Genomic DNA, 25,743 nt, shown 5'->3' on the forward strand with positions numbered 1-25,743 from the left:
TTGCATCTTAATCGTGAATCATCAGGCGAAAACTGGCGGGTAAGACCTGATGGAGTAGAAAAAGTAACAGGAACCTTAAAGTATCTTACTGATTTAACGTTTCCAACTATGTTATTTGGAAAGATTATGCGCAGCCACTATCCACATGCAAGGATTATAGCCATTCATACAGAAAAGGCGAAAAAACTGAAGGGAGTCCATGGGGTTTTAACCTATAAGGATATACCTGGGTTAAATGGGTTTGGTATTCTCGACCCGGATCAGCCTGTCCTATGCCATGATAAGGTTCGGTTTATCGGTGATGCTGTCGCGGCTGTAGCCGCTGAATCCAAAGAGATAGCCGAACAAGCCTTAAAGTTAATTGAAGTGGAGTATGAAGTTTTCCCGGTAGTCGATGACCCAGAGCTATCGCTGTTACCGTCAGCACCTCAAATTCATAAAAGGGAAACATCCTCCACCGTTCATCCTTTAAAAAAGGAGATTTGGATGAAGGCTTTAAAAATTGCGAGTTTATTATTGAAGAAACGTATGATACTCCAAGGCAAATCCATGCTTATATGGAAACGGAAGGAGGAGTGGTAGTTCCTGATAAGGATGGCGGGATCATCGTCTACATGGGGACGCAACATGGCTACTGCGACCGCTTTCAGCTTTCGAGAATTTTAAATCTCGATGAAACCAAAATACGGGTTGTCTCAAGTCCGATGGGCGGCTCCTTTGGAGGAAAAGATGAATTAAATGTTCAGTCATATGGGGCGTTGCTCGCGCTTCACACGGGCTATCCTGTAAAAATCCATCAAAATCGGAGGGAGTCGATACAGTCAGGAATAAAGCGGCACCCGATGCGGATTAAGATGAAAACAGGTGTGGATCGTGATGGAAATATTTTAGCGCATGAAGCTACTATCATTGCTGATACGGGAGCATATGCGACACTCGGCCTTGCAGTATTAGAGTGTGCGGTTGAAAATACAGTCGGACCTTATTTGATTCCAAATATCAATATTGATGGCGTATCTGTTTATACGAATAACGGTGTATCAGGAGAATTTAGAGGGTTTGGCAGCAACCAAGTTGTTTTTGCACTCGAAGGGCAGCTTGATCGGTTAGCTGAAAAATTAAAGATGGACCCTATTGAATTGAGAGAAAAAAATATTAAGAGATTAGACGGATTAGGTGCTCTTGATCAAACCATTGCACCAACGGATGGAGCAAAAGAAGTCTTAGATGCCATCAAACAGTCTAACATTTTACGGATGAAAAAAACGGATAATGGTAAATGGAAAAGGAGAGGTGCAGGGATTGCGATAACCATTCTCGGCCAAGGATTGGGTCACGGGATTCCGGACCCAGGGGCAGGGTGCATGTCAATCAGTAAGGATGGCAAAATTGAAGCAGCTTTTGGTGTAGAAGAGGTGGGTCAAGGGGTATTGGCTGTCATTGAAACCTTACTTATGAAAGCCTTTAAATGTGGAAGTGATGATCTCAATATTATAATCGGGGACACGGAGAAGGTTCCACATTCCGGTTCGACAACGGCATCAAGGGCAACAACCATGATTTGGTTAGCCATTGAGAAGATGAGGGAATCCTTTGAAAGTCAAATTCTTCAGCGTGCATCACAAATGACGGGACTTCCAAAACAGCAGTTGTGTCTAGGTCCAGGTGGAATATGGAGGGAGTCGAAGCTGATCGTCTCTTATGTTAATTTAGCAGGTCAATTAAATGAACCTATCGAGGTATCGGTTGAATTCCCTTATCCACAATCCAATGATACCGTGCAAAAAGGACGCTACCTTTATTCTTTTGCAGCTGTTGCAGCTGAAGTTGAAGTTGACCTATTAACAGGGAAGGTTACTGTTCTTGGTTTGGACCAAGCGATCGCTGCAGGCCCGGTCGTTAGTCCAATGGGGTATCTCGGTCAAATTGAAGGAAGCGGGGTGATGTCCATTGGTTACACGCTAACGGAGGATTGTCCAATGGAAAAAGGAAAATACGTAACTGAGAATTTTGACACATATTTAATTCCGACGATTTGCGATGTTCCTCCCGATATGAACGTGTACGCCATTGAAACTGTCCAGTCAGGAGACACATTCGGACCAAAGGGGATTGGAGAAATTGGAACAGTAGCGGTTGCCCCGGCGATTGCCAAAGCGATTCATGATGCGATTGGGTATTGGTGTAACCGAATTCCTGTTTCACGGGAGGAAATTTTACAGGCAGTGGAAAAGGAGGGGAGAATTTGGACGTAATCATTGAGGTTCAGTTTAAAGTAAATGATCAATCGGTAAATCTTGGGGTCCCACCTTTACGCCGTCTGAACGATATTCTTCGCGAGGATCTTGAAATGACTGGAACCAAAATCTCCTGCGGGATCGGCCGCTGCGGTGCATGTACTGTCTTAATGAATGGTCAAATGGTTAACTCTTGTTTAGTGATGGCGTTTCAATTAAATCATGTTGAAATCGTAACGATAGAAGGACTTGACGGTGAAGAAGAACTCGATCCGATACAGAAAGCTTTTATGGAAGAGGGCGGCTTTCAATGTGGGTATTGTACACCTGGGATGATTTTAGCAACAAAAGTATTGTTAGAAAAACATCCTCACCCAACCCAGGAACAAATCCTAGAAGGACTGTCTGGTAATCTATGCCGCTGCACGGGATATGGGGGAATCCTTCGAGCAGTAAAATCCATTTCCAATGCCATTTCCGGTGCCTGATACCGTTCGTGGACAAAACGTTCATTTTGTACGCCTCGAGTGGACGTTTGTTGAAAAGTAGATATTTCGTAAGAGCGACAGCAAGGATGTTTTATGAACAGGGGGAGTTTGTGAGAGAAGAAAGATTTATGAAGATGGCAGTAGACATTGCCCTTGAAAATGTTATGACAGAACACGGTGGCCCGTTTGGAGCCATTATTGTGCGAAAAGGCAAGATCATTGGGATTGGCCGTAATGAAGTGACAGCAACGAACGATCCGACCGCACATGCTGAGATGCAGGCGATTCGCGCAGCCTGTAAAGAATTAAATAGTTACCAATTGACAGATTGTGAGATTTATACGAGCTGCGAGCCTTGCCCGATGTGTTTCGGAGCAATCTATTGGGCGAGACTAACATCAATCTATTATGCGTGTACAAAAACAGAAGCTGCTGGAATTGGATTTGACGATCAGTTTATTTACGAACAACTTGCGTTACGATTCGAGGAGCGAGCGATACCAATGAAACAAGTACGGCCAGAAAATTACACGATACCATTCGAAATTTGGAAAACCTCAATTAATAAGGCGGAATATTAATAAAGGGTGTCAGGCACCGTTAGGGACAAATGTCCTTTTCTGGTGCCTAACACCCTTTAATAGTTACTCGAAGCTTGGTGACATGCAGGGAGTCGATTTGGCTAAATAAGAAGCCTTGTTTTTCAAGGATGGGCAAGCTCATATAACTGGTATCAACCATTAATAACTGAAAGTTGTCTCTTGCAGTTATGATAGAGAAAATCCTTATACCTTGTACGACCTCCAGTAAATACTTGCTTCATCAGCTTTTCTATTATGTCATTTTGTATTTCTTGATTTCGATAAAAATAATCATAAAAGTTAGTAACTACAGTTATAGTAAGATTCACTGTTTTCTCGGTTTTTTTGCTTTAGTTTGTTGTAACGGAGTTACTTTGCTGCTGGAATATGGGCTCCTTAACCAACCTATACATTTTGCTAAATCCTCTATAGTGATATTTTTTATAATCTTTATTTACTTCCTCCAAATAGCCCCCTTAAACTCCAGCTGTATTGTTCAATTAAAGGGTCAAATTGTTGAATAAAAGAAGGATTTATTTTTTAGCAAAACGAAATGTATTACGACAAATGTAATAGGTTGGAAAACAGGGAGTGATAGCACTTGGAAGGTTTTATGTTCACGAGCGAAGAGATTTTTATAAGACCGTTTACTCTAGAGGATGTAGAAGCAAGATTAAAGCTACAAACGGAAAACCGTAATTTTTTTGAAATATACTCTATGGCCCGAAAAGGTAATTTTTATACAGTCGAAGGTCAACGAAAGTTGATTGAAAAGTATGATGAGAAATTTAAAAAGGATCAAGAATATAACTTTGGAATCTTTACGACTGCTGATAAAAAATTGATTGGTACAATTAATCTATTTCAGGTTATCAGAGGTTCTCTTCAAAGTGCATTCATTGGATACTTTATAGACAAAGAGAATAACGGAAAAGGGTATGCGACCGAAGCTGTTAAATTGATCGTAGAATTTGCATTCGCAAATTTAAATTTACATCGTATAGAAGCTGGTGTAATGCCTCATAACCTTGGCTCAATTCGAGTATTAGAAAAATCAGGATTTCATAAAGAAGGTATAGCAATAAAAAATGTAAAGATTAATGGAAAATGGGAAGACCATCAGGTCTTAGCCATTATTAACCTGAATAATTGAACCGCTTTATTCAAGAATAGGGCGCCATTCTTAAGTAAGAAGGCGTCTTCTTTTATTGGACCATTTAACGGAATAAATCTAACCGTTTCCTTAAGAAACGGTTAGATTTACGAGAGAAAGTTTATTCACTTGTATTTCCTTAAAACAATAGCCGCATTATGACCTCCGAAACCGAATGAGTTAGACAGACCCGTATTTATTTTCACTTGGCGAGCAATAGATGGTACATAATCGAGATCACATAATGGATCAGGATTTCCTAAGTTAATTGTTGGAGGAATTATACCTTCCTTTAAACTCATTGCTAAAGCAATTGCTTCAACCCCGCCTGCTGCCCCTAACATATGACCGAGCATAGATTTATTAGCTGTTACTGGAATCTGATAAGCTTGTTTACCAAACAGCTGCTTAATAGCCATCGTTTCGGAGATGTCTCCCACTTTTGTACTTGTTGCATGGGCACTAATAACATCAATTTCTTCAGGCGATATATTTGCATTTTTTAAAGCTGATTTCATTGCAAGATAGGCCCCTTTACCTTCCGGATGCGTAGCTACGATATGGTGTGCGTCTGAACTTGCACCATATCCAATGACTTCTGCATAAATCTTTGCCTCTCTACGTAAAGCATGAGATAAAGATTCTAAGATTAGAATTCCAGCTCCTTCTGACATGACAAATCCATCTCGATTTTCATCAAATGGACGACTAGCTTTAGTGGGATCATCGTTTCTTCTTGATAATGCTGTAGCATTACCAAAGCTTGCTATTGATAAGTCTGTTATAGCTGCCTCTGTTCCACCTGCGAACACAACGTCAACTTCTCCAGAACGAATTAGTCTAAAGGCTTCACCAATAGCTGTATTTCCAATTGCACAAGCAGAAACGGGCGACAAAGAAGGTCCCATTGCGTTCCACTTGATACTAATTTGTGCTGCAGCAGCATTAGAAATCATGGCAGGTACTAGGGTCGGGCTAACTCTTCTAGGCCCCTTTTGTCTAAGCACATCAATATTTTCAATCAAGGTTTCAATTCCCCCTATACCTGAACCTACATATACGCCTAACCTTTCTACATCTATACGATCGAGGTCTAACTTAGAATCTACCCAAGCTTGTTCAGCTGCAGCCAAAGCAAATTGAGAAAAACGATCTAAACGTCTAGCTTCGTTCTTTCCTAAAACTTCATCTGCATCAAAATCTTTGGCAATACCTGCAATTTTTGTCTTGTGATTAGTAACATCAAATGTATCAATAGTGGATATACCAGATTTCCCGTTAATCAAATTGTTCCAAAATGTTTGGATATTGTTTCCTATAGGGGAAACTACCCCCATACCAGTAATCACAACTCGTTCCACTTTTCATCCCTCCAAATCAATAATTTACTAGTATTTTACATCTTTTTTATCCTATTACAAGGGATAGTTTATCCTGGTATAATTACTACTAGGTTAAATTGATATGATGAGGAGTTTTAAAAGTGAATGATAAAACTAGGATTGAAGCTTTGTCGACATTCTTAAAAGCTAAGCGTGCCCAAATTAAGCCTGAGTCTATTGGTTTACCTGCCGGAACCCGGAGAAGGACACCTGGATTACGAAGAGAAGAAGTTGCACAATTAGCAGGTGTAAGTACCACTTGGTATACATGGCTAGAGCAAGGAAGAGATATTAAAGTTTCTTCAATCGTACTTGATTGTATTTCTACAGCTCTACAATTAAATAATGATGAAAGAGACTACTTATATGACCTGGCATTAGAGACAAAATCAGAAATTACAAATCAAAAAAGAATCAATCAGAGCTTAGCCCTTCTTTAAAGCGAATACTAACTGAATTAACATATTGTCCGACTATCATTACAGATCGACATTGCCATATAGTGGGCTGGAATCCTGCAGCTGCTCATGTTTTTTTAGATTTTGAACAAATACCGAATGATCAAAGAAATTTGATTCGTTTAGTGTTCACAAGAAAAGAATTTAAAACATTGGCCGTCAATTGGGAACATTTTGCTAAAGGTTTTCTTGCTATTTTCCGTACCTATTACGGACACTATTTAGGCGATGAATGGTACAACCAATTTATTAAAGAAATGAGTTATTCACATTCAGAATTTCAGGATTTATGGCAAGAAAGTCAAGTAAGTAAGGCTCCAGAAATGATAATTGAATTCAGACATGCTAAAGCAGGCAAAATGTTGTTTAATTTAACTTCTCTTCAGGTTCAAGGTGATATGGATTTACGGTGCAGTATCTATACACCAGTAGAGGAAACGGATACAGAAAATAAATTAAAGCGATTAATGAAAAGGGTTTCGGTTAAAAATTAATAAAGTAATTTCGTTATTCCATTATAGGGCGCGATTGTTGAACAACACAGACAGAAAATGATCAAACTTTTTTATAAAAGCTAAATAATTAATCTCAAAAGTGGAATCCATTTTGATTAATCTTTTTTCAAAATGGATTCTTTTTGTTTGCAGTAGAATGTAGGGTCACCTGGGATTTTTGATCAAACTTTATTTCACACCAACACTTAATTCTCATATATATCCGCAAAGATATAAAATTTTCGTTATGTGGGTACTTTGAAATCTTAGCTTGATGGTGATGGGGTACCGCCACATACCCATCAAGCTAAAAAACGAGTTACCCCAAAACAATAAAAACGAGCAAAATGCACAAAATTTTCGTTATGTGGGTATTATGAGATCTTATAACTTGATGGGGACATGGGGCGGTATCCCTTATAAGGATTGTCGTAATGAAGAGAGCTTTTTCCACTATTTGAGAATAGTCAGTACAAATGTTGTGGTAAATGAGGTCATTTGTGGTACAAAAAAAGGATAGAACACACAGAATTATTCTGCTTGTGTCTATCCTCTTCTTTTATTCATATATAATGTGTAACATTATATATTTATTCTTGTTGAAACAAAGATTGATTCAAATTTCTTGAATCTAAATAAAATTGTTCAGTTTAGGATGTTTTTTTACGTGCAAGATCATGAGAATTATTTACATTAGAATTATCCTTCGTTCGTAATAAACTAATTCCATAGCCTAGTAAAGCTCCGATGAGTGCTGGAACGATCCATCCTAATCCAGCATCATATAAAGGTAAGTGAGAGAATAAAGAGTTTATCGCATCAACTTTCAGATTTGCTGCATTCAGTCCATCAAAGATACTTACAATAAAAGTGAATAGTAAACTTACTTGATATACTTCTGATCTCCCTTTAAACAATCGGTGTAGAAACGTTAATACAATTAGCATAATCGCTAAAGGATATATTGCTGTTAATACAGGTACAGATACGGTAATCAGCTCTGTTAAGCCAAGATTAGCAATAAGAGCACTGAAAGTAGCTAAAATAACAGCAAATGTTTTGTATGATATTTGTGGAAATACTTTATGGAAGTAAGATGAACATGCTGTAGTAAGTCCAACACTCGTCGTTAAACAAGCTATAGTGATCATCAATCCTAATAATAAATTTCCTAAAGAACCGAAGTAGTAATTTGCTACTTTTGATAAAACTTCCCCGCCGTTTTCTAAATGTCCTAATTTAGAAACACTAGAAGCACCCATGTATGCAAGTGAAGTGTAAACAGCAATTAATACAACAGCGGCAATGATGGCTGCTTTTATACATACACTTATAATCTCTTTTTTGTCACTTACACCTTTCTCTTTGATGGAATTAATAATGATAATACCAAATACGAAAGCTGCGAGAGTGTCCATTGTTAAATAGCCTTGCTGAAAGCCTTTGAAGAAAGAATTTGTAACAAATTCTTGTGTTGGTGCTTGAATGTCACCGATTGGCTTTATGACAGCGGTAACAACTAAAATACCAATAAATGTCAATTTAATTGGAGTTAAAAACTTCCCGACAACATCAACAATCTTTGTAGGATTTAAAGAGAGTACACAAGTAATCCCGAAAAACAGAATAGTGAAAATAATTAAAGGTAAATGACCACTATTTTCTCCTACAAATGGTTTTATACCTATTTCAAAAGATACGCTTCCTGCTCTAGGTAAAGCAAAAAGAGGACCAATTGCTAAATAAAGAATAAATGTGTATACACTCGCAAACAATGGGTGTACACGACTTGCCATTGCTTGTAAGTCGTCACTACCTGAAACACCAAGTGCTAATACACCAAGTAGTGGTACGCCAACTCCTGTAATTAAAAATCCTGCAGTTGCAATCCATACGTTACTTCCGGCTGTTTGCCCTAACATAGCAGGGAAAATTAAATTACCTGCTCCGAAGAAGAGAGCAAAAAGCATAAGCCCAATCACAAAAATATGTGAAGTTTGCACTTTTTTTGTCACGAAAAAACCTCCAAATTTAAATATTTTGAATTTTTTACACAAAGATACAATACAAAGTCATTTTTTGTCGAATCATTAACGATGATAACAAAAATAAATTATTATGCAAGACAAAAATGAATTTTTCGTAAATTTATTTTGTCCGTTATTTTTATTATATAGAAAATTTAATTAATTACAATTATTAAGCGCTTTCTTTCGGTGGTGTGTCATATGATATTTTATGGATGTTATTATTTTTATATAACAAATAAAATAATAAATTAAATATTCAATAAAATCAAGAGTGTATTATTCAGAAAATATAGAATAAAAGGTAAATTTTGTAATAGTATGGATAGAAATAAGCGTTTGGAGAGGTATTTTGTTACTCAAATGTCAAATTGTTAAATAGTGGGGGTTTAATTTTACATATTGTTCATGATATTTTGGATTAATTTGTATTCAATGAAATGAGAAAGGGAGAAATAGAATGAAGCATTATGTTTGTACAACGTGTGGTGTACAATATCCACTTTATAAAGAACCGCCTGTAAACTGTGTAATTTGTAATGAGGAACGTCAATATGTAAACCCTTTGGGGCAATCATGGACAACTTTAGAGAGCATACAGAAAAGTAAATCATTTAAGAATGAGATTGTAAAAGAAGTAGAAAATTTATATAGCATAACAACAAATCCAAAGTTTGCAATTGGTCAAAATGCTTATTTAGTTCAAGCTAATAAGTATAATGTGTTATGGGATTGCATTACGTATATTGATGAAGAGACTGTAGCAAGAATAAATGAGTTAGGGGGAATTCATGCGATTGCTTTATCGCATCCACATTATTATTCTACACAAGTAGAATGGGCGGAACGCTTTGATGTTCCTATATACATTCATGAAGATGATAAAGAATGGGTGATGCGCCCAAGTAATCGTATTATATTCTGGTCTGGAGAATCTTTAAAACTTTCCGAAGGTATTACATTGTATCGTTTAGGTGGGCATTTTAATGGTGGTGCTGTTTTACATTGGGAAACTGGAGATGAAGGAAGAGGAATTTTATTAACTGGAGATATCATTCAAGTTGTTGCTGATTCAAGATGGGTAAGTTTTATGTATAGTTATCCGAATCTCATTCCATTGCCAGCAAGTAAGGTGAAAGAGATGGCTGAAAGAGTAAAAAAATTAAAGTTTAATCGTTTACATAATGCATTTCATGGAATCGTGAAGGGAAAAGCAAATGAAGCTGTCCAAAAATCAGCGAAAAGGTATATTGACGCACTTGAAGGGAAATTAATACATAAATAAAAAGACTCTTAATCTATTTTCCAAATGATAAGCTTTTTAGAGAGTGTGGATATAAATATTTAGCAGAAGTGATTATTGAAAAGAAAAAAGAAATCAAGTGTAAAAAAACAAAAGTAAAGCGCAAAATCTTATAGATTTTGCGCTTTTACTATGTGAAAGAGAACCTTTATTTCTTTCTTTTTGGTCTCCGTACTAATTCGCCTCCACAATTTGGACAGATATGATTAGTATCCTCTGTACAAGGTAGGCAAAAAGTACATTCATACACACAAATGTATGCTTCTGAATCTCCTTGCAGAGAAGTATTACAAGTTTGACAGTTTGTTTTCATTTCTAGTGCCATGGGATGCCTCCTTACATAGTAAAATAACTTTCATAATCATATCTCTAATTAGAAGATGTCTCTCTTTTATCGATTGTAACGATAAGAACACTTACTACAATGAGTAAAGCTCCAATGAAAAATGTAGTTTTTAGCTGTTCGTGCAGTAGTAACCATCCGAGAAACGCTCCAACAATAGGTTGGAAAAAGAAAAAGAGTGAGCCAATTCCCGCATCCATTAATTCCATACCTTTGTTCCAAAGAAAAAATGCACCAGCAGTTGAAATGATGCCAAGGTATAAAATCCCTAAAACTATAAATGTGTTAAGACTTTGTATGCTGTTAGATTGTAATTCCCATATCATGCAAGGTGTAATAAACAAAATCGCAAAAAATATCGCATACGTTGTAATGATTAAGGAAGAAAAACGTTGCGAGGCGATTTTGACGTAAATAGATAATAATGCCCACGTAATAGCAGCCCCGACTAAGATGATTGCTCCGGTGAAATACGTTCCAATTTTTATATCCCATCCGATGACAATGATAACACCTAAAGTTGCTAAGAGTACGGAAATGAATTTGCGAATGGTAATAGGCTCTTTTACTATTATTCTTGCAAAAATGATCATAAAGGCTGGTGTTGCGGATGTTACTAAAGAACCTGTATGTGCATCAGACAATTTTGTCCCAATAAACTGAAATGTAATGGAGACAAAATAACCGATAAAACCGATCCAGGCAAATAATAACCAATCTTTTTCCCAATCGGAATTTTTGTTTTCTGTTTTTGCTGTGTTATTTGTAAAATCATAAATAAAATCGCAAAAGCAATAACGAAACGTAACCAAACAAGCGTGAGCGGGGGAACAAAGTCTAGTACATATTTACTGACAACATACATACCTCCCCAAATGCTTGCAGCAAGCGATAAACAAAATGCACCAAATAATGAATGTTTCATATCATATGACCTCCGTCTATTTTTAGGATTAGAGATAGTTATCCTTAAGACGAAGCATTTTAATCTAGAAGATTTATTATGCCCGTCTTAGAGACGGATTACTGGCTGATCATTTTCGAATAAGTTGTTGTAAAACATCGCTATTCTCCTTTCTATCCTTAGTAAGTTTCTTTTACTTGATGAATTGACAAATTTAAACGATAGTTGCCGAAGATTAAAATTTCATTTAATAAATTGTGTAAGTTTTCTTGGGAGTCTATTTGTACTTTAAGTAAATAACATCCTTCACCACTTATTTTATGGGCTTCTACAATGGAATCTTTATTTGTGATGAAGGAAGTGAATTTTGCGTGTTGATTTGTCTTCATGAAAACAGTAATAAAAGCAGTATACTGCACACCTAATTTTAGATGATCTACTAAAATAGTATATGCTTTTATCAATCCCTCATCCTCCATTTTTCTAATACGGTTTCCAACGGCTTGACCTGTCATATGAATGCTTTTTCCAATATCCTTCCACTGCATTCGTGAATTTTTCTTTAGTAAATCAAGTATTTGTAAATCTGTTGAATCAATCATGGTTTCAAACCCTTTCATGGTGAAATCATATGACGTTAATGTCTTTCATGAGAATGTTATCGCGAATTCAATAAAGATTTATAATAAGATTATAACTTAATTTTCAAAATATTGGAGGGCTAATAATGAAGACAGGACTTGTATTAATTGATATTCAGAATGATTATTTTCCAGGTGGAAGATTTGAATTACATGAACCATTAAAAGCAGCAGGAAATGCAAAGAAAGTGTTAGATTTCTTTAGAAAAATGAATTTACCTGTATTTCATGTACAACATATTTCGGTAAAAGAAGGGGCTACTTTTTTCTTCCGAATACAGATGGTGTAAAAATTCATCCTCATGTAGCACCTCTTGAAAGTGAATATGTTGTACAAAAAAATTATCCAAACAGTTTTCGGGAAACAAATTTACTAGAGTTACTTCAGCAAGAAGGGATTGAACACTTGGTGATATGCGGAATGATGACGCATATGTGTATTGATACAACGGTTAGAGCTGCCAGTGATCTAGAGTTTGGATGTACAGTAATTGAAGATGCTTGTACGACAAGGAATCTTATATTTCACAATGAAACGATTCGGGCCAAACACGTGCATGCGGCATTTATGAGTGCTTTAGATAATATGTTTGCGAAAGTAATAGAAACAGAAGAGTTTTTATTACGTAGAATGTAATAGGAAAAAGAAGCTACTCTACGGTATGTAGAGCAGTAGCTTCTTTTTTATTTTTGTTTGAGTGAAAATAATTCTTAATATTTTTATAAAGTGTTATTCTTAACCATAACGTTTGACTGTACAGTTTATGTATTGTATGATGTTTTTAACATATGTAGGGAGGGAAGGTCGTTGGGAAGGTGTACCGAATCGGACAGTTGGCTCACATGGCTCATGTTTCGAAACGAACGATTGATTATTATACGAATCTAGGTATTTTGAAAGCGGAGCGATCTCAATCTAATTATCGCTACTATGACGAAGCAGCAATTGAAACTTTACGTTTTATTGAGAGATGTAAAGAAATGCATATACCGCTTTCTGAAATTAAGGATAGGATCGAGGAGAAAAAAGCTGCTCGGTGTTAATGAAAACGTTTCGGAACAAGTAAATGATGTAACAGAGCGTATCCACCGTTTGGAGACGGAATTAATTGAATTAAAACCGTTATTAGATGGGTTAACAGATTCACAGCGCGAAAAACTAACGAAACATTTATCAACTCAGACGACAGCTTTAATACAATCTCTTATCTTACTTTTATAGTAGGTAGAACTATCCACCCTTTTAATTTCTGTATAGCGCTTTATTTTCTAAATTTAGAGAGTAAAAGAAAGCAATTATTCATACAGGAGGTGGACACCTTAGTTTTCGAACTAAGGGGGATTCTTTGGAAATATTTAATTTAGTTATGATTGCGATTTTAATCGCGTTTACTGGATTTTTCGTGGCAGCAGAGTTTGCTATGGTTAAGGTGCGTTCAAGCCGTATTGACCAACTTGTTGCGGAAGGAAAACGGGGTGCATTAGCAGCCAAAAAGGTAACAACAAATTTAGATGAGTATTTATCGGCGTGTCAGTTAGGAATTACCATTACAGCTCTTGCGCTCGGATCGCTTGGAGAGCCTACGGTTCATCGTTTATTACAGCCGTTATTTCAAAATCTACATTTCCCAGAAACGGTTGCGAATTCAGTATCGTACATTCTTGCGTTTGCAACAGTTACCTTTTTACATGTTGTAGTTGGTGAGCTAGCACCGAAAACAGTAGCAATTCAAAAAGCAGAGGCAATTACAATGTTGTTTGCAGCACCGCTTATTATATTTTATAAAATTATGTTCCCGTTTATCTGGATGTTAAATAAATCAGCTCGTCTTGTAACTGGTTTATTTGGATTAAAACCAGCATCTGAGCATGAAGTAGCACACTCGGAAGAAGAATTACGTTTAATACTTTCAGAGAGCTATGAAAACGGTGAAATTAACCAGGCGGAGTATAAGTATGTAAACAATATTTTTGAATTTGATAATCGTCTTGCGAAAGAGATTATGGTGCCGCGTACAGAAATCGTTGGTTTCTATCTTGAAGATTCAGTAGAAGATCATATGAAAATTATCCGAAGTGAAAAGTATACACGTTACCCAATCTTTGGAGAAGATAAAGATGATATTATCGGTATGGTGAATGTAAAAGATTTCTTTATTCGTTATATGAAAAATGATAAAGAAGATCTTTCATCTATCCGAACGTTTATGCGTCCTATCATTGAAGTAATGGAGACAATCCCAATTCATGATTTACTTCTGCAAATGCAGAAAAAACGAATTCCAATGGCTGTTTTGTATGATGAATACGGCGGTACAGCGGGAATTGTGACGCTTGAAGATATATTAGAAGAAATTGTTGGTGAAATTCGTGATGAATATGATGAAGATGAGCATCCTCCGATTCATCATGTTGATGAGAACCATAAAATTGTCGACGGAAAAGTATTAATTAGTGAGATTCAAGATTTATTTGGATTACACATTGACGAAGTAGAAGTTGATACAATTGGCGGTTGGGTGATGACGCAAAATCACGAAATTCAAGAAGGACAATTTGTTACAGCAGAAGGATATGAATTTAAAGTTCTAGAAAAAGACGCGCATCAAATTAAGCGTATTGAAATTCGTAAAATAGATTTACAACAAGAAGAAGTAGCAACTGTATAGTTGCTGCTTTTTTATGTGTCTCAAAGTTTGAGAGATCAATTGATTTTTGTTTAAATGATTTAATATTCTTAATTATTTGGATATGTGATAGAATGAAAATTACGTCTTTTGAAGTTAGAGGAGGATGGATATGAATAAACAACAAATCATTGATGCGTACGATATACTTGCCGGCCATTATGAACAAAGTGTCGATTATGACAGTCCGTATAATACAGATTATGAACGACCAGCTATGATGAATCAGTTTCCTGATAATATGAGAGGAATGAGGGTACTTGATGCTGGCTGTGCGGCAGGGTGGTATACAGAACAGTTTCTTAATCGGGGAGCAGATGTAACCGCGATTGATGTAAGTTCAGAGATGGTTGCTGCTACGAAGCGAAGAGTAGGAGAGAAAGCTGAGGTTTATCGATTAGACTTTGAAAATACGTTACCTTTTGCAGATTGTACATATGATAGCATTGTTAGCTCTTTAGCTCTTCACTATATTGCAGATTGGGAACGAACATTTGCTGAATTTGTGAGAATATTAAAGCCAAATGGAACATTTTTGTTCTCCGTTCATCATCCGGCAATGGATATTCACCTGTCAGAGAAAAAAGAATATTTTAAGCGCGAATTGCTTCATGATAAATGGAAGAAAAGCGGTAAATATGTTGATATGTATTTTTATCGCCGGCCACTACAAGACATTATAAATGAAACGCTTCGTCATTTTGAAATTGAAAAAATTGTAGAGCCTATTCCGACGGAAGAATTGAAAAGAAATTATCCATCATCTTATGAAAAGTTAATGAAACAACCGAGTTTTTTAATTATAAAGGCAAAGAAAAAGGAATTCTAAGAATGTAAGAATCCGGAAAAAAACTATTGTCTTGTAAGCTTTCTTCAAGTTAAATCTTAGGTCATGTAGCCATAGAATAATAGTCTTACAACGAAGCATGGTATAGCGGATATTAATTGTTATATAAAGTCACAGTAATCTATTATTTGTAAGTATTTTCAGGGGGAATTATGTATACATATATTTACATGGTTAGACATGGTGAATCACCTAAAATAGAAGAGGACGAAAGAACGCGTGGATTAACTGAGAAGGGGAGGCTTGATACGTATAGAGTAAGTGAATTATTGAAAGATGAAGGAGTAGACACGTTTATTTCAAGTCCATATAGCCGAGCTGTGTTGACGATAGAGAATTTAGCTCATTTTTATGGTAAAGAAATATTAATATACGAAAACCTTAGAGAATGTATGTTTTCAAGTGAAGATAAGATAATATCAGATAAGGAATTGTATCCACTCGTAAAGAAGATGTTTTCCAATCCAGATTTTTCATTACTCGGAGGAGAATCAAATGCAGATTGTCAGAGCCGATCTGTGGCAGTATTGAAAGATATATTAAAGAATTTTAAAGGTCATAAAATTGTAATTGGTACTCATGGACTTGTCATGACTTTAATGATGGGATATTTTGATAGTCAATATGGATTTGAATTTTTAATGCAGACATCAAAACCGGATGTATACAAGATGGAATTTAATGACGAACAATTAATTGATATAAAGAGATTGTGGACAGAATGATTTTGAATATTACTCGAGGAAGGCTGAAACTTTATATAACAGCAATATCATGTTGTCAGGTGTGTTAGTTCAACACCACAACACAACTGTAGCAGTCCTTGCAATACATGTGAATGGCAGGTTAACACAAATACACCTGTGCCAGAGATGATGCATGTTTTTTATGCCTTTTGAGAAATTTTATGATTTCAAGAACTGATTATTAGATTGAATCCTAAATCTAGGATTCTTTTTCTTTGTTATTTTTGAAGTTTTTGAACTAAAATAGAAAGAAAATAAATAAAATTCATCGCTTTCTTACGACTCTGTATGTTATTATGACAACAGACTTTAGGAAGAGGTGGATACATATGTTACAAGCGTTACTTATTTTCTTACTGCAAATTATTTACGTGCCAATTTTGACAATCCGTACAATTCTGCTTGTAAAGAATCAAACAAAGTCCGCTGCTGGTGTTGGGTTGTTAGAAGGAGTCATCTATATTGTTAGTTTAGGAATTGTATTTCAAGACTTATCAAACATGATGAATATTGTAGCTTATGTCCTTGGGTTTAGTGCTGGGTTGCTGCTCGGCGGTTATATTGAAAATAAATTAGCGATTGGATATATTACGTATAATGTTAGCTTACTAGAGCGTTGCGAAGAACTTGTGACCGCACTAAGACATGCAGGATTTGGTGTGACAGTCTTCATCGGAGAAGGAATTAATTCTGAGCGCTATCGTTTAGATATTGTAGCAAAACGTTCGCGTGAAAAAGAGTTGGTAGAGATTATTAATGAAATCGCACCGAAAGCATTTATGGCTTCTTACGAAATTCGCTCATTCAAGGGCGGATATTTAACAAAAGCGATGAAAAAACGTGCGTTAATGAAGAAAAAGATGATCAGGCATCATAAGATAAAGGCGAGGCTGAGAGCAGCTTCGCCTTTTTTATATACTATTTTTTATGGCTAGTTCATCATTAGTAGTTTAAGGCTTTGTTTCGATGATTTGTTTTTGGTTTGACTTTTGGATATATAAAATTCATCCAAAGAACGATAAATAAATCATCTGTTTGGAATCGCCATAAACCCTCGTTATTGCTCAAAAAACCCTAAGCTTTAGAAAATTGAGGTTCTAACTTCCAGAAAATATATTAGTGCGCAATATAGGCGTTTTGCCGAAAACTTAAATAAGAAGACGATTAATGAAGTGGTAGCATATGCGAAATCCCTAAAAGAAGAGATGAAGCAATCATCAGTGTCTCTTGAGGTAAACGGGAAGATGTATTTCATTGAATAATGGTTAGAAAAAGGCTTGGAGATCTTATGTCTCCAAGCCTCTTTGTTATTTAAGAATCATAGCGCAGACTACATAATCAGTGATATTCATGTTAAACAAAGAGGCTAATCCCTTATTCATTAAGAATTAAGCCTTTTCTCTTTTGAAAGCTTTATACAAGAATGTATACATATTTGGTTTAGTAAGTATGATTTCTCTGAATTGTCCTTATTTCTCGTATAAAAATCGCATATCTGCTATTTAGTCTAATGCTTTATTTTAGTGCAATCATTACCTATTCATGACATATAATGGTGAATCTTAATTTTTATTTTAAACAATTCGTCATATTAGATAAAACGCTTTTGGTGATTAAGCTTTGATGGCGAACGAAAAGCTACAAAATACCACATAACATTAACGATTAATGTAGCTATGCAAAGTCCTAGTAAAATAGGAAAGCCACCCATTGTTAAAACGACTATGAGTATTACGGAGTTTATAAGCAGTCCTAATCCACAAAAGACTGCCATAACGAATTTCATTACATTCAATCCTACTATATATAGAATTAAAGGGAGGAGATAGGTGGCAAGAGCCATGCCTATCGCTGTCCACATACCCATCGTGCCAAATTTATTAGCACTAGGTCCGGAATTAGCGAGTGGGGAAAGTGAAGCTGTAACCAACAAAGAAGAGAAGAGCAATGCGGAAACCAAAGTCATGAAAATAATACGAGATTTGTTTGTTTCTTTTGTCATAATATGTTTCATTCCTTTCAAGATCGTTCGTAAAATTAAGAGGGTTATAGAATAGTATCCTAAAGTTGAGAACGTCAGCAGTTGTGAATAGCTCCTACATTATTCATTTAGAGTAAGTATTCTATTTTTATATTATAACAAATATATGAAAAAAAGGTTATTTTTGGGTTTATGGTAGATTAATTTAAAACATGTGAAGATGAAAACAGAGTATGTAAGAACATTACATACTCTGTTTTATATTCAATGGATCTTCATTCCTTTTAACATTTGGTTTCAAAAAATGAAGGAGTGAAAATCCAACCACGCCTAAAAGACCAAAAATAATCCAAGGAAAACTCATATCTTTCCAATATTTCGTAAAGAAAGTCCCTGTATAGTTTCCAATAGTAAATCCTAGGGCAAGCGATAGTTGAAAGAAACCAAAATAGGTTGCTGTGTATTGTTCGTTACTAAAGTTTGCTACAGCAATATCCGCATTAGGTAGTACGAGTGTTTCTCCGATAGTAAATAAGATGACACACACCAATAGCCAATATGGATGAAAAGAGATTGGAATGAGAAGGAAAGAAAGTCCCATTAGTAATACACCATACTTTACAAGAGAAAGTACATGATATTTTTTGAAGAGATATTTAAATGCAATCATAAATAAAAAACCTGTAATGGCGTTTATTGTAATGACGAGTCCTACTAAGTCTTGGTCGCGGCTTATATTGTTCATATGAAGCGGTAATGCAACCGTAAGTTGTGTAAACATCGTATAAAAAAACACCATAATGAGTGAAAAAGATAGAAAGAGCTTGTTTTGCATAGCCACTTTTATTCCCGTTAAAAGTTGTGTTTCGTGTACAGTAACATGAAAGTGAGATCTAAGAAGAAAGAATAGGAATGCTAAAAATAACATGAGTAATCCAGTAAATAAGAATGGATATAGTGGATCCAAATGAAGCAATACACTACCTGCAATTGGTCCAATGATTGCTCCGCCATTAAGGAAGAGATTTAAGTATGTAAATGTATCCTTTCTTATATGAGCAGGCTGAGAACCAAAAATAGCACGTGCAGATGGTTCATAGAAAGCCGTTCCAAATCCAATGAATATTGTTGCAAGCATAATAGTATAAAATCCAGAAAATATCCCTAGAGAAAGAAAGCCAATACCTCGTAAAATGGTTCCGGTTATCATCATGATGATATAACCAACCCGATCTGCAAGTATTCCTGTAAATAACGGAAATATTCGAGAGGTAATTGTAAGCGCTGTTAAAATTGTGCCAACTTGCATAGCAGAAAAATGTAAAGAATTAGATAAATAGATAGCTAGAAAAGCCATTACTGCAAAATGACCAAGCGTCATAAAAAAAGTAGAAAATAATACAAAACGAATAGGTAATGAAAAAGATTTCAAAATATCCACCTCTTTTTGTTAACCTCTTATTTATTTTAATGGTTAACATTTTTATGTTATGATTATACTGAAAATAAGAAAAAAGTAAACGATGGAAAGTTGGTGGTGATTTTGAGTAGCAACCAAACTGCACCAGAGATGTTAGAAAGTATAAGAGCGTTTTTAAATACATGGAGAATCCCAAATGAAACGAGAAAACCGGTTGATTTTTTTGAAACAGAAGAAAATGTATATTTGTTTATGAATGAACAATGGAATGAAGAGTTACCTTTTGGTTCAGTGGAGGAAGTAAAAAGTTTCCGCGGCACTATTCGAGAGGCGGTTGAACGGCAGAAGTCGTTAAAGCCGTTGTTCGAGAAATATCCATTACAAGTAATGACTGTGGATGGAGAAGATGGGATTACATATCAAGCAATTGGTGAGGAAAATTTATATACATTTTTATTGCGGATTATTGCTTCTGCGATTGTAAATAAACAGTGGGGAAGATTGAAAGCTTGTCCGGATTGTAAGTGGGTGTTTTACGATCAATCTCGTAACGGTAGTAAACGTTGGTGCGGCATGTACGCTGAAGGAGAAGGGGGAAGAGCTTGCGGAACAATTGCAAAAGTGAAGAGACATCGTGCGAAGAGAAAAGCAAGTTCAAGTTATATCAAATAGCCGAAGCTTGCAGTGCTGCAAAGCTTCGGCTATTCTCTTGCTTTCTAAGTTGAACAGTATGCTATGGTTTTTTCAACTGTACAAGAACGAGTCCATCTGGTAATGTAATTTCTTTTGTTTCTATAAAATTATGTTTCTTATATAAAGCAATAGCAGGTGTATTTTTTTTACCAGTTTGTACAATATAAGGTGTTGTTTCTTCATGGAGTTGAAATAGATGTTGCAATAGTTCCGTTGCAATTCCTCTATGAAAATATGTAGGTGAAACAACGAGGCGATGAATATCAACAACATCATCCTCATATAGAAATGAAATAAACCCAGCTAAATTATCATCAATAAAGTATCCATAAAAGATTTCATTACAATTTTGAATATCAAAAATAGTGTCATACAATCGAGGAATTGAATTGTTTTGAATATACTGTGCTTCAATTTTATATGCGGAAATTTGAACTTCCAAAATTTCTGCAGCTTCTTCAATAGAAGAAGGAGATAATTTTCGTATCAAGTGGAGGCTCCCTTTATGAAAAGAGTGAGAATATAGGATTCTCACTCTTTCGTATAACTAGTTCTAATTTTTTACAAGCAATTCATTGGCATATTGACGTGCCCAGTGATCAGCTTCTAATATCTCTTCTAATGAAGGATTAGCAATATTATGGTGAGATTCTAATGCAGAATAAATTGTTTTTTCAATGTCAAAAAATGAAATCTTGTCTTGTAAATATAAAGCATTTGCAATTTCATTCGCAGCATTTAGTACAGCTGGTTTTGTACCACCAACTTTCCCAGCCTCGTAAGCGTAGTGGAGGCAAGGGAATTTCTCTAAATCAGGTTTTTCAAAATGCAAGCTGCCAACTTCTAATAAATTTAACTTTTTGAAGGAAGATGGTAAACGTGATGGATAGTGGAATGCATATTGAATAGGCATACGCATATCAGGTGCCCCGAGCTGAGCGATAATAGAACCATCTACAAATTCTACAAGAGAGTGAATAATGCTTTCTTTATGAATCATAACATCGATTTTTTCATAAGGAATATCAAATAACCAGCGTGCTTCCATTACTTCAAAGCCTTTATTTAATAATGTTGCAGAGTCAATCGTTAATTTTGCTCCCATTAGCCAATTTGGATGTTTTAGTGCATCTTTCGCTTTGAGCAGTGCCATTTCTTCGCGTGTTTTATCTCTGAATGCACCGCCAGAAGCAGTTACAATTAATTTTTCAATCTCTTTATTATTTTCACCATTTAAACATTGAAAAATAGCTGAATGTTCACTATCTACCGGAATAAGGCGACAATGATTTTCTTTTGCTAATTCCGTAACAATATGTCCAGCCGCTACTAATGTTTCCTTATTAGCAATTGCAATATCTTTTTTTGCTTTTAAAGCTTCAATTGTTGGAAGAAGCCCTGCTACGCCAACGACAGAAGTTAAGACAAGATTACTATCGGGGTGCGTAGCAACTTCAATCAAGCCTTCTTCTCCATATACAACTTTTGTTCTAGTAGAAATTCGTGAGCGCAGTGTATGTGCTAATTCTTTCGTACTCACACTTACAATACGCGGCTGAAATGTATGTATTTGTTGTTCTAGCATATCAATATTTTTATTTGCGCTTAGACCGATAATTTGAAAGTGTTCTGGGTGAGCAGCAACTACATCTAGTGCTGATGTCCCAATCGAGCCAGTTGATCCAAGAATTGAAATGTATTTTACCATAATTAATCCTCCGTAGTTGTATGAATCCTTTCCGTAAACCTTTATCTAATTAGATAAAAAAAGGAAAATTCCTGCACAATAAGACAGAAAGTTCTCTTTTGTGTGAAAAATTGCTGTGGTATAATAAGGAAAATTCAAAAGAAAAAGCGACGATAGAGAAGAGTACATATTTGGAACTTCACAGAGAGCTGATGGTTGGTGGGAATCAGTAAGAGAAAAATATGGAATGGACTCTGGAGCTTCATGCTGAACTGAGTAGGCTATGACGGTTGTTTCGACGTTATTCGAATCGTAAAGAGAGCTATGTAATTGTAGCTAATAAAGGTGGTACCGCGGGAGTCCCTCGTCCTTTTTAGGATTGAGGGACTTTTTTGCGTGATAAAGGAGGAGTAGTTATGAATAAAAATGTTATGTTAACAGGGATTAAACCAACTGGACATCCGCATCTTGGAAATTATATTGGAGCAATTAAACCAGCCTTGCAGCTTTCTAAACAAAGAGAAGGAGAGGCATTATATTTTATTGCTGATTATCACGCATTAAATGCAGTGCAAGATCCAATGAAATTTCGTGAATATACGAAGGAAGTAGCAGCGACGTGGTTATCATTAGGCTTAGATGAGCATGTAATTTTTTATCGTCAATCAGATGTACCTGAAATTCTAGAATTGTACTGGATTTTAGCTTGTCTTACTCCAAAAGGTTTAATGAACCGGGCGCATGCGTATAAGGCAAAGGTCGATCAAAATATAGAAGCGGGAGTAGATGTAGATACTGGTGTAAACATGGGATTATATACGTATCCTATTTTAATGGCTGCTGATATTTTATTATTTCAATCAAACTATGTTCCAGTCGGAAAAGATCAAATTCAGCATGTAGAAATTGCGAGAGATATCGCTACGTATTTTAATAACACGTTTGGTGAAGTATTTGTATTGCCAGAGTATATCATTCAAGAAGAAGGAGCAATTGTACCAGGTCTTGACGGACGGAAAATGAGTAAAAGTTATGGAAATGTTATTCCGCTATTTGAAGAGCCAGAAAAGTTGAAAAAGCTTATTTTCAAGATTAAAACGGATTCATCTTTACCAAGTGAACCGAAGGAACTTGAAACATTATTTATGTTGTATAAAGAGTTTGCTACAGCAGAGGAAGTTACATTAATGAAAGAACAATATGCGACGGGCATCGGCTGGGGTGATGTAAAAAAGAGCTACTTCGAGTTATTAATCGGGAGTTAGAGGAGCCAAGAAAGAAATATGAAATGTACATGAATGAACCACAGTTGCTTCAGGAAGCAATCAAAAAAGGAGCAGAACGTGCAAGAGAAATTGCTAAGAAGAATTTAGTGGAAATAAAAAAACGGATTGGGTGTTAATGTGAAAAGGAAAAGATTTAGTTTCTTTTGTCTTATTAAAAAATAGTTGTAGACCGAAAAGGTGTTTTCTGTACATGAAAGCACCTTTTGTTAACATAAAATCAATGTATCGCAAAACCTTTAAAAGTCCCTTCAGAAGATCTGAAGAACCTTCATTCACATAATCAAGGTTATCGGTAGTTGTCATGCCTGATTGATAATTTTCTAAATATACAAGGAATATGTCAGCTCCCCGTATGTAAGTATATGATCATCGGTAAATCCAAACTCTGTGTAGAATTTCTTACCTGCATCATTTTTAGGGTGTACAGTTAAACGAATACAATGGCAAGAAGGATGCGTATCTTTGATATGCTTAATCAACACTTCTAGCGCAGAGGACCCTAATCCCTTTCTTTGAAATCTTTTATCGATGAAAAAATGAAAAAGCCAAAAGTCTTCTTTGCTATCAGGTGTATAGTGTAGATTAAAGAAACCTACTATTTTCTGCTGATTGTAGATCCCATAAGGTTCGATAATTCTATCGTCTGGTCTAATGTATGCCTTAGCAAGAGCAATAGCAACAGGAGGTGTAACTGCAGCAACAAATTCTTGTTGCTCAATATTTACAGAAAGCCCAAGAGCCTCTCGCCAGTTTTCAGAAGTTATTTTTTTCAAACTTACTTGAGACATGAATGATAACCTCCAGTTTTTACATTTGATTTTTGGGGATCCGGTATCATTTAAATCTCATGAAAATGATGTAGAGTTACATAACGCATCATTATCGAAAATCAAAAATAATGAAATATCCATTACTCACCAGTCTAAATCTTTATTTTATTTAAATTAAGAAAATAAAGAAATCCAATTAGACCAGCGATGTTCAGTTTAAAACATTTTTTTAACTGAACACCTTTTATCTATATACTTTTAAAAAAAGTGTCTAAAATTAATTTATGTAATGATCCCAAATTGGTAGGAAGATTATGAATAGGGAAGAATCGTAAATCTTTTGATTCCTCGTGATCGATACGTAATGTTCCTTCAAAATCACGACAAATATATGTAGCAAGAACACCATATACTTGATCTCCATTTGGGTAAACATTGAAGAATTCTTTCCCAGAAAAATTCTGAAATAGTTCTAAATGTTTAACAAGTAAACCAGTTTCTTCATAGACTTCTCGTTTAGCGGCTTCTTCTAGCGTTTCACCGCATTCAAGTGCACCACCAATTATGCCCCAACAATTGAAATCACTGCGAAGCTGAAGGAGTACTTCATTGTTTTCGTTTAATATAATCACATGTGAACCTATTAAAATGAGTGGACGATTTCCAACTAAGCTGCGCATTTCTTCGACATATCCCATATATACACCTTTTCCTTTGTTTATATTACATACGCGCAAATTGTAAGTATGTTTCGTATGGAGTAAACCTCCGTATATTAATAAAATGTTGGTAGTTCTTTTAACATCACCTCTGCTTGCGATGCTGTATAAGCCAGCTGAATATTATGTACTGATCTAAAATATAAACTACGCAAGAAATTTTTTATATTTGAGCATAGATTACAATATTCATTGATTGGAAGTCTCGCTTTATATATTGGCAGCAAGTTTAGTTTGATGCCAATTGTATCGAATAGCTGCTTTTGCGAGAAACCGAGGGATATCATAGAAAGAAGAGGGGTAATAATGCGCTCATCCTCATCAGAATGATATACAATGGAATAAACGAATATTTTATTTAAAAGGCAATGGGTTAGTTCTTCGTAATATTGTGGCGGTAATTTTGGATTATGAATAAGGGCATCGAAAGCATCTGACGCATGAGCGATGCTATGTGCCCACCCATAAGGTTGTACATACCCTCGCAAATCAATTTCCTGGTTCATATAGTCTACTAATTTTTCTTTTACAGTAAGAATAGTTTCTTGTGTTAAAAAGTTTGTTTTATTATCTGCACATAATATCAACGCAATTAATAATGTTGTAAAAGAACGTGTAAACACACTATTCGTGTTATCAGAAGTGATGCCACAATATAAATATTGTTCTTCTAAAGTTAGCATAAGTAACTTTTCTAATTGAGCCTCATGAAAATAATCACGTGAAATAAGGTGAGAAAAGGTAGAGTAAATCAGTTGATCACGTAAGTATCCGTCTAATGTTCCGATATGCTCTAGCATATGTAAGCTTAATTGATTTAAATCTATATTTTGAGGTAGTAAATATCCGTTTTTCTGAATGGTTTCTAGTAATTGCAGCAACATAATGGTATTCAA

At 35.5% G+C, this 25,743-nt stretch carries 20 protein-coding genes, 7 pseudogenes and 1 other annotated feature; of the genes and pseudogenes, 14 read left to right on the forward strand and 13 right to left on the reverse strand.

Going from position 1 to position 25,743, the window contains the following annotated elements; translation table 11 throughout:
• The 3 genes and pseudogenes from pucD (at position 1) to ACEWFJ_RS11585 (ending at position 3,306) form a co-directional block, all read left to right on the forward strand.
• Positions 1-2,255: pseudogene (gene pucD / locus ACEWFJ_RS11575) on the forward strand (xanthine dehydrogenase subunit D).
• Positions 2,246-2,725 (forward strand): (2Fe-2S)-binding protein, encoded by a 480-nt coding sequence (locus ACEWFJ_RS11580; RefSeq protein ID WP_473692286.1) that lies wholly within the window; start codon positions 2,246-2,248, stop codon positions 2,723-2,725. The pseudogene pucD and the gene ACEWFJ_RS11580 overlap by 10 nt, the downstream one beginning before the upstream one ends.
• 110 nt (positions 2,726-2,835) lie before the next feature.
• Complete coding sequence (locus tag ACEWFJ_RS11585) at positions 2,836-3,306, forward strand: nucleoside deaminase (protein WP_473692288.1); 471 nt, start codon at positions 2,836-2,838, stop codon at positions 3,304-3,306.
• 158 nt (positions 3,307-3,464) lie between these two features.
• Here the strand turns inward: ACEWFJ_RS11585 and ACEWFJ_RS11590 are convergent.
• A pseudogene (locus ACEWFJ_RS11590) lies at positions 3,465-3,776 on the reverse strand (tyrosine-type recombinase/integrase); the annotation flags it as partial.
• Between the two features lie 143 nt (positions 3,777-3,919).
• Between ACEWFJ_RS11590 and ACEWFJ_RS11595 the strand changes: the two are divergent.
• Positions 3,920-4,459, forward strand: coding sequence for a GNAT family N-acetyltransferase (locus tag ACEWFJ_RS11595; RefSeq protein WP_473692456.1), 540 nt, complete (start codon positions 3,920-3,922; stop codon positions 4,457-4,459).
• 125 nt (positions 4,460-4,584) lie between these two features.
• On the opposite strand, the gene fabF is transcribed toward ACEWFJ_RS11595, so the two are convergent.
• The gene (gene fabF / locus ACEWFJ_RS11600) at positions 4,585-5,820 is read right to left on the reverse strand and encodes a beta-ketoacyl-ACP synthase II (protein ID WP_473692290.1); all 1,236 of its coding nucleotides are present in this window, start codon (positions 5,818-5,820) and stop codon (positions 4,585-4,587) included.
• Between the two features lie 122 nt (positions 5,821-5,942).
• On the opposite strand from fabF, the pseudogene ACEWFJ_RS11605 reads away from it, so the two are divergent.
• Positions 5,943-6,793: pseudogene (locus ACEWFJ_RS11605) on the forward strand (helix-turn-helix transcriptional regulator).
• A 650-nt stretch (positions 6,794-7,443) separates the two neighbouring features.
• Here the strand turns inward: ACEWFJ_RS11605 and brnQ are convergent.
• Entirely contained in the window at positions 7,444-8,808 is a 1,365-nt protein-coding gene (gene brnQ, locus ACEWFJ_RS11610; RefSeq protein WP_473688527.1) for a branched-chain amino acid transport system II carrier protein, read from the reverse strand.
• Positions 8,809-9,280: 472 nt separating this feature from the next.
• Here brnQ and ACEWFJ_RS11615 point away from each other — a divergent pair, with 472 nt between their 5' ends.
• On the forward strand, positions 9,281-10,105 hold the full coding sequence (locus ACEWFJ_RS11615; RefSeq protein ID WP_473688529.1) for an MBL fold metallo-hydrolase: 825 nt from the start codon (positions 9,281-9,283) through the stop codon (positions 10,103-10,105).
• Between the two features lie 166 nt (positions 10,106-10,271).
• Here ACEWFJ_RS11615 and ACEWFJ_RS11620 read toward each other — a convergent pair whose 3' ends face one another.
• From ACEWFJ_RS11620 to ACEWFJ_RS11630, 3 genes and pseudogenes are all read right to left on the reverse strand, one after another.
• Positions 10,272-10,448 carry a DUF1272 domain-containing protein gene (locus ACEWFJ_RS11620; protein WP_473688531.1) on the reverse strand — a complete coding sequence of 59 codons (177 nt, stop codon included), beginning with the start codon at positions 10,446-10,448 and terminating at the stop codon, positions 10,272-10,274.
• 44 nt (positions 10,449-10,492) lie between these two features.
• A pseudogene (locus ACEWFJ_RS11625) lies at positions 10,493-11,391 on the reverse strand (DMT family transporter).
• A gap of 158 nt (positions 11,392-11,549) precedes the next feature.
• A complete protein-coding gene (locus tag ACEWFJ_RS11630; RefSeq protein ID WP_253629850.1) occupies positions 11,550-11,990 on the reverse strand; it encodes an Lrp/AsnC family transcriptional regulator in 441 nt (146 codons plus the stop codon).
• A gap of 107 nt (positions 11,991-12,097) precedes the next feature.
• Between ACEWFJ_RS11630 and ACEWFJ_RS11635 the strand changes: the two are divergent.
• From ACEWFJ_RS11635 to ACEWFJ_RS11660, 6 genes and pseudogenes are all read left to right on the forward strand, one after another.
• A pseudogene (locus tag ACEWFJ_RS11635) lies at positions 12,098-12,648 on the forward strand (cysteine hydrolase family protein).
• A 206-nt stretch (positions 12,649-12,854) separates the two neighbouring features.
• A pseudogene (locus ACEWFJ_RS11640) lies at positions 12,855-13,233 on the forward strand (MerR family transcriptional regulator).
• Positions 13,234-13,357: 124 nt separating this feature from the next.
• The gene (locus ACEWFJ_RS11645; RefSeq protein ID WP_473688534.1) at positions 13,358-14,680 is read left to right on the forward strand and encodes a hemolysin family protein; all 1,323 of its coding nucleotides are present in this window, start codon (positions 13,358-13,360) and stop codon (positions 14,678-14,680) included.
• 130 nt (positions 14,681-14,810) lie between these two features.
• Complete coding sequence (locus tag ACEWFJ_RS11650; protein WP_253629847.1) at positions 14,811-15,527, forward strand: class I SAM-dependent methyltransferase; 717 nt, start codon at positions 14,811-14,813, stop codon at positions 15,525-15,527.
• A 170-nt stretch (positions 15,528-15,697) separates the two neighbouring features.
• Positions 15,698-16,270 (forward strand): histidine phosphatase family protein, encoded by a 573-nt coding sequence (locus tag ACEWFJ_RS11655; RefSeq protein ID WP_473688536.1) that lies wholly within the window; start codon positions 15,698-15,700, stop codon positions 16,268-16,270.
• A gap of 350 nt (positions 16,271-16,620) precedes the next feature.
• Positions 16,621-17,226: a DUF2179 domain-containing protein gene (locus tag ACEWFJ_RS11660; RefSeq protein WP_473688538.1), complete on the forward strand. Its 606-nt coding sequence runs from the start codon at positions 16,621-16,623 to the stop codon at positions 17,224-17,226.
• Between the two features lie 656 nt (positions 17,227-17,882).
• On the opposite strand, the gene ACEWFJ_RS11665 is transcribed toward ACEWFJ_RS11660, so the two are convergent.
• The gene (locus ACEWFJ_RS11665; RefSeq protein ID WP_473688540.1) at positions 17,883-18,293 is read right to left on the reverse strand and encodes a DUF5391 family protein; all 411 of its coding nucleotides are present in this window, start codon (positions 18,291-18,293) and stop codon (positions 17,883-17,885) included.
• 223 nt (positions 18,294-18,516) lie between these two features.
• Positions 18,517-19,704: an MDR family MFS transporter gene (locus ACEWFJ_RS11670; RefSeq protein WP_473688542.1), complete on the reverse strand. Its 1,188-nt coding sequence runs from the start codon at positions 19,702-19,704 to the stop codon at positions 18,517-18,519.
• Positions 19,705-19,842: 138 nt separating this feature from the next.
• On the opposite strand from ACEWFJ_RS11670, the gene ACEWFJ_RS11675 reads away from it, so the two are divergent.
• A complete protein-coding gene (locus ACEWFJ_RS11675) occupies positions 19,843-20,364 on the forward strand; it encodes a CGNR zinc finger domain-containing protein (RefSeq protein ID WP_473692458.1) in 522 nt (173 codons plus the stop codon).
• A 61-nt stretch (positions 20,365-20,425) separates the two neighbouring features.
• Here the strand turns inward: ACEWFJ_RS11675 and ACEWFJ_RS11680 are convergent, their stop codons facing one another.
• Positions 20,426-20,875 (reverse strand): GNAT family N-acetyltransferase, encoded by a 450-nt coding sequence (locus ACEWFJ_RS11680; protein ID WP_473688544.1) that lies wholly within the window; start codon positions 20,873-20,875, stop codon positions 20,426-20,428.
• 63 nt (positions 20,876-20,938) lie between these two features.
• Entirely contained in the window at positions 20,939-22,093 is a 1,155-nt protein-coding gene (locus ACEWFJ_RS11685; protein WP_473688546.1) for a 1-deoxy-D-xylulose-5-phosphate reductoisomerase, read from the reverse strand.
• Positions 22,094-22,233: 140 nt separating this feature from the next.
• Positions 22,234-22,447 (forward strand) — a binding site (T-box leader).
• A 41-nt stretch (positions 22,448-22,488) separates the two neighbouring features.
• Between ACEWFJ_RS11685 and ACEWFJ_RS11690 the strand changes: the two are divergent.
• Positions 22,489-23,474, forward strand: a pseudogene (locus tag ACEWFJ_RS11690) (tryptophan--tRNA ligase).
• Positions 23,475-23,678: 204 nt separating this feature from the next.
• On the opposite strand, the gene ACEWFJ_RS11695 reads toward ACEWFJ_RS11690, so the two are convergent.
• The 3 genes from ACEWFJ_RS11695 to ACEWFJ_RS11705 form a co-directional block, all read right to left on the reverse strand.
• Entirely contained in the window at positions 23,679-24,146 is a 468-nt protein-coding gene (locus ACEWFJ_RS11695) for a GNAT family N-acetyltransferase (RefSeq protein ID WP_440603948.1), read from the reverse strand.
• Between the two features lie 230 nt (positions 24,147-24,376).
• Positions 24,377-24,826, reverse strand: coding sequence for an NUDIX hydrolase (locus tag ACEWFJ_RS11700; protein WP_473688548.1), 450 nt, complete (start codon positions 24,824-24,826; stop codon positions 24,377-24,379).
• A gap of 77 nt (positions 24,827-24,903) precedes the next feature.
• Positions 24,904-25,731, reverse strand: a complete 828-nt coding sequence (locus ACEWFJ_RS11705; protein WP_473692460.1) for a DUF2785 domain-containing protein — start codon at positions 25,729-25,731, stop codon at positions 24,904-24,906.
• Between the last annotated feature and the right edge of the window lie 12 nt (positions 25,732-25,743).

Source organism: Bacillus sp. EA-CB0995, from assembly GCF_055814245.1.

Coding starts and splice junctions, on each gene's coding strand:
- ACEWFJ_RS11595 (WP_473692456.1), top strand. CDS start 3,920: ATGTTCACGAGCGAAGAGATTTTTATAAGACCGTTTACTCTAGAGGAT.
- ACEWFJ_RS11615 (WP_473688529.1), top strand. CDS start 9,281: ATGAAGCATTATGTTTGTACAACGTGTGGTGTACAATATCCACTTTAT.
- ACEWFJ_RS11620 (WP_473688531.1), bottom strand. CDS start 10,448: ATGGCACTAGAAATGAAAACAAACTGTCAAACTTGTAATACTTCTCTG.
- ACEWFJ_RS11630 (WP_253629850.1), bottom strand. CDS start 11,990: ATGAAAGGGTTTGAAACCATGATTGATTCAACAGATTTACAAATACTT.
- ACEWFJ_RS11650 (WP_253629847.1), top strand. CDS start 14,811: ATGAATAAACAACAAATCATTGATGCGTACGATATACTTGCCGGCCAT.
- ACEWFJ_RS11655 (WP_473688536.1), top strand. CDS start 15,698: ATGTATACATATATTTACATGGTTAGACATGGTGAATCACCTAAAATA.
- ACEWFJ_RS11660 (WP_473688538.1), top strand. CDS start 16,621: ATGTTACAAGCGTTACTTATTTTCTTACTGCAAATTATTTACGTGCCA.
- ACEWFJ_RS11665 (WP_473688540.1), bottom strand. CDS start 18,293: ATGACAAAAGAAACAAACAAATCTCGTATTATTTTCATGACTTTGGTT.
- ACEWFJ_RS11675 (WP_473692458.1), top strand. CDS start 19,843: ATGTTAGAAAGTATAAGAGCGTTTTTAAATACATGGAGAATCCCAAAT.
- ACEWFJ_RS11685 (WP_473688546.1), bottom strand. CDS start 22,093: ATGGTAAAATACATTTCAATTCTTGGATCAACTGGCTCGATTGGGACA.
- ACEWFJ_RS11695 (WP_440603948.1), bottom strand. CDS start 24,146: ATGTCTCAAGTAAGTTTGAAAAAAATAACTTCTGAAAACTGGCGAGAG.
- ACEWFJ_RS11700 (WP_473688548.1), bottom strand. CDS start 24,826: ATGGGATATGTCGAAGAAATGCGCAGCTTAGTTGGAAATCGTCCACTC.
- ACEWFJ_RS11705 (WP_473692460.1), bottom strand. CDS start 25,731: ATGTTGCTGCAATTACTAGAAACCATTCAGAAAAACGGATATTTACTA.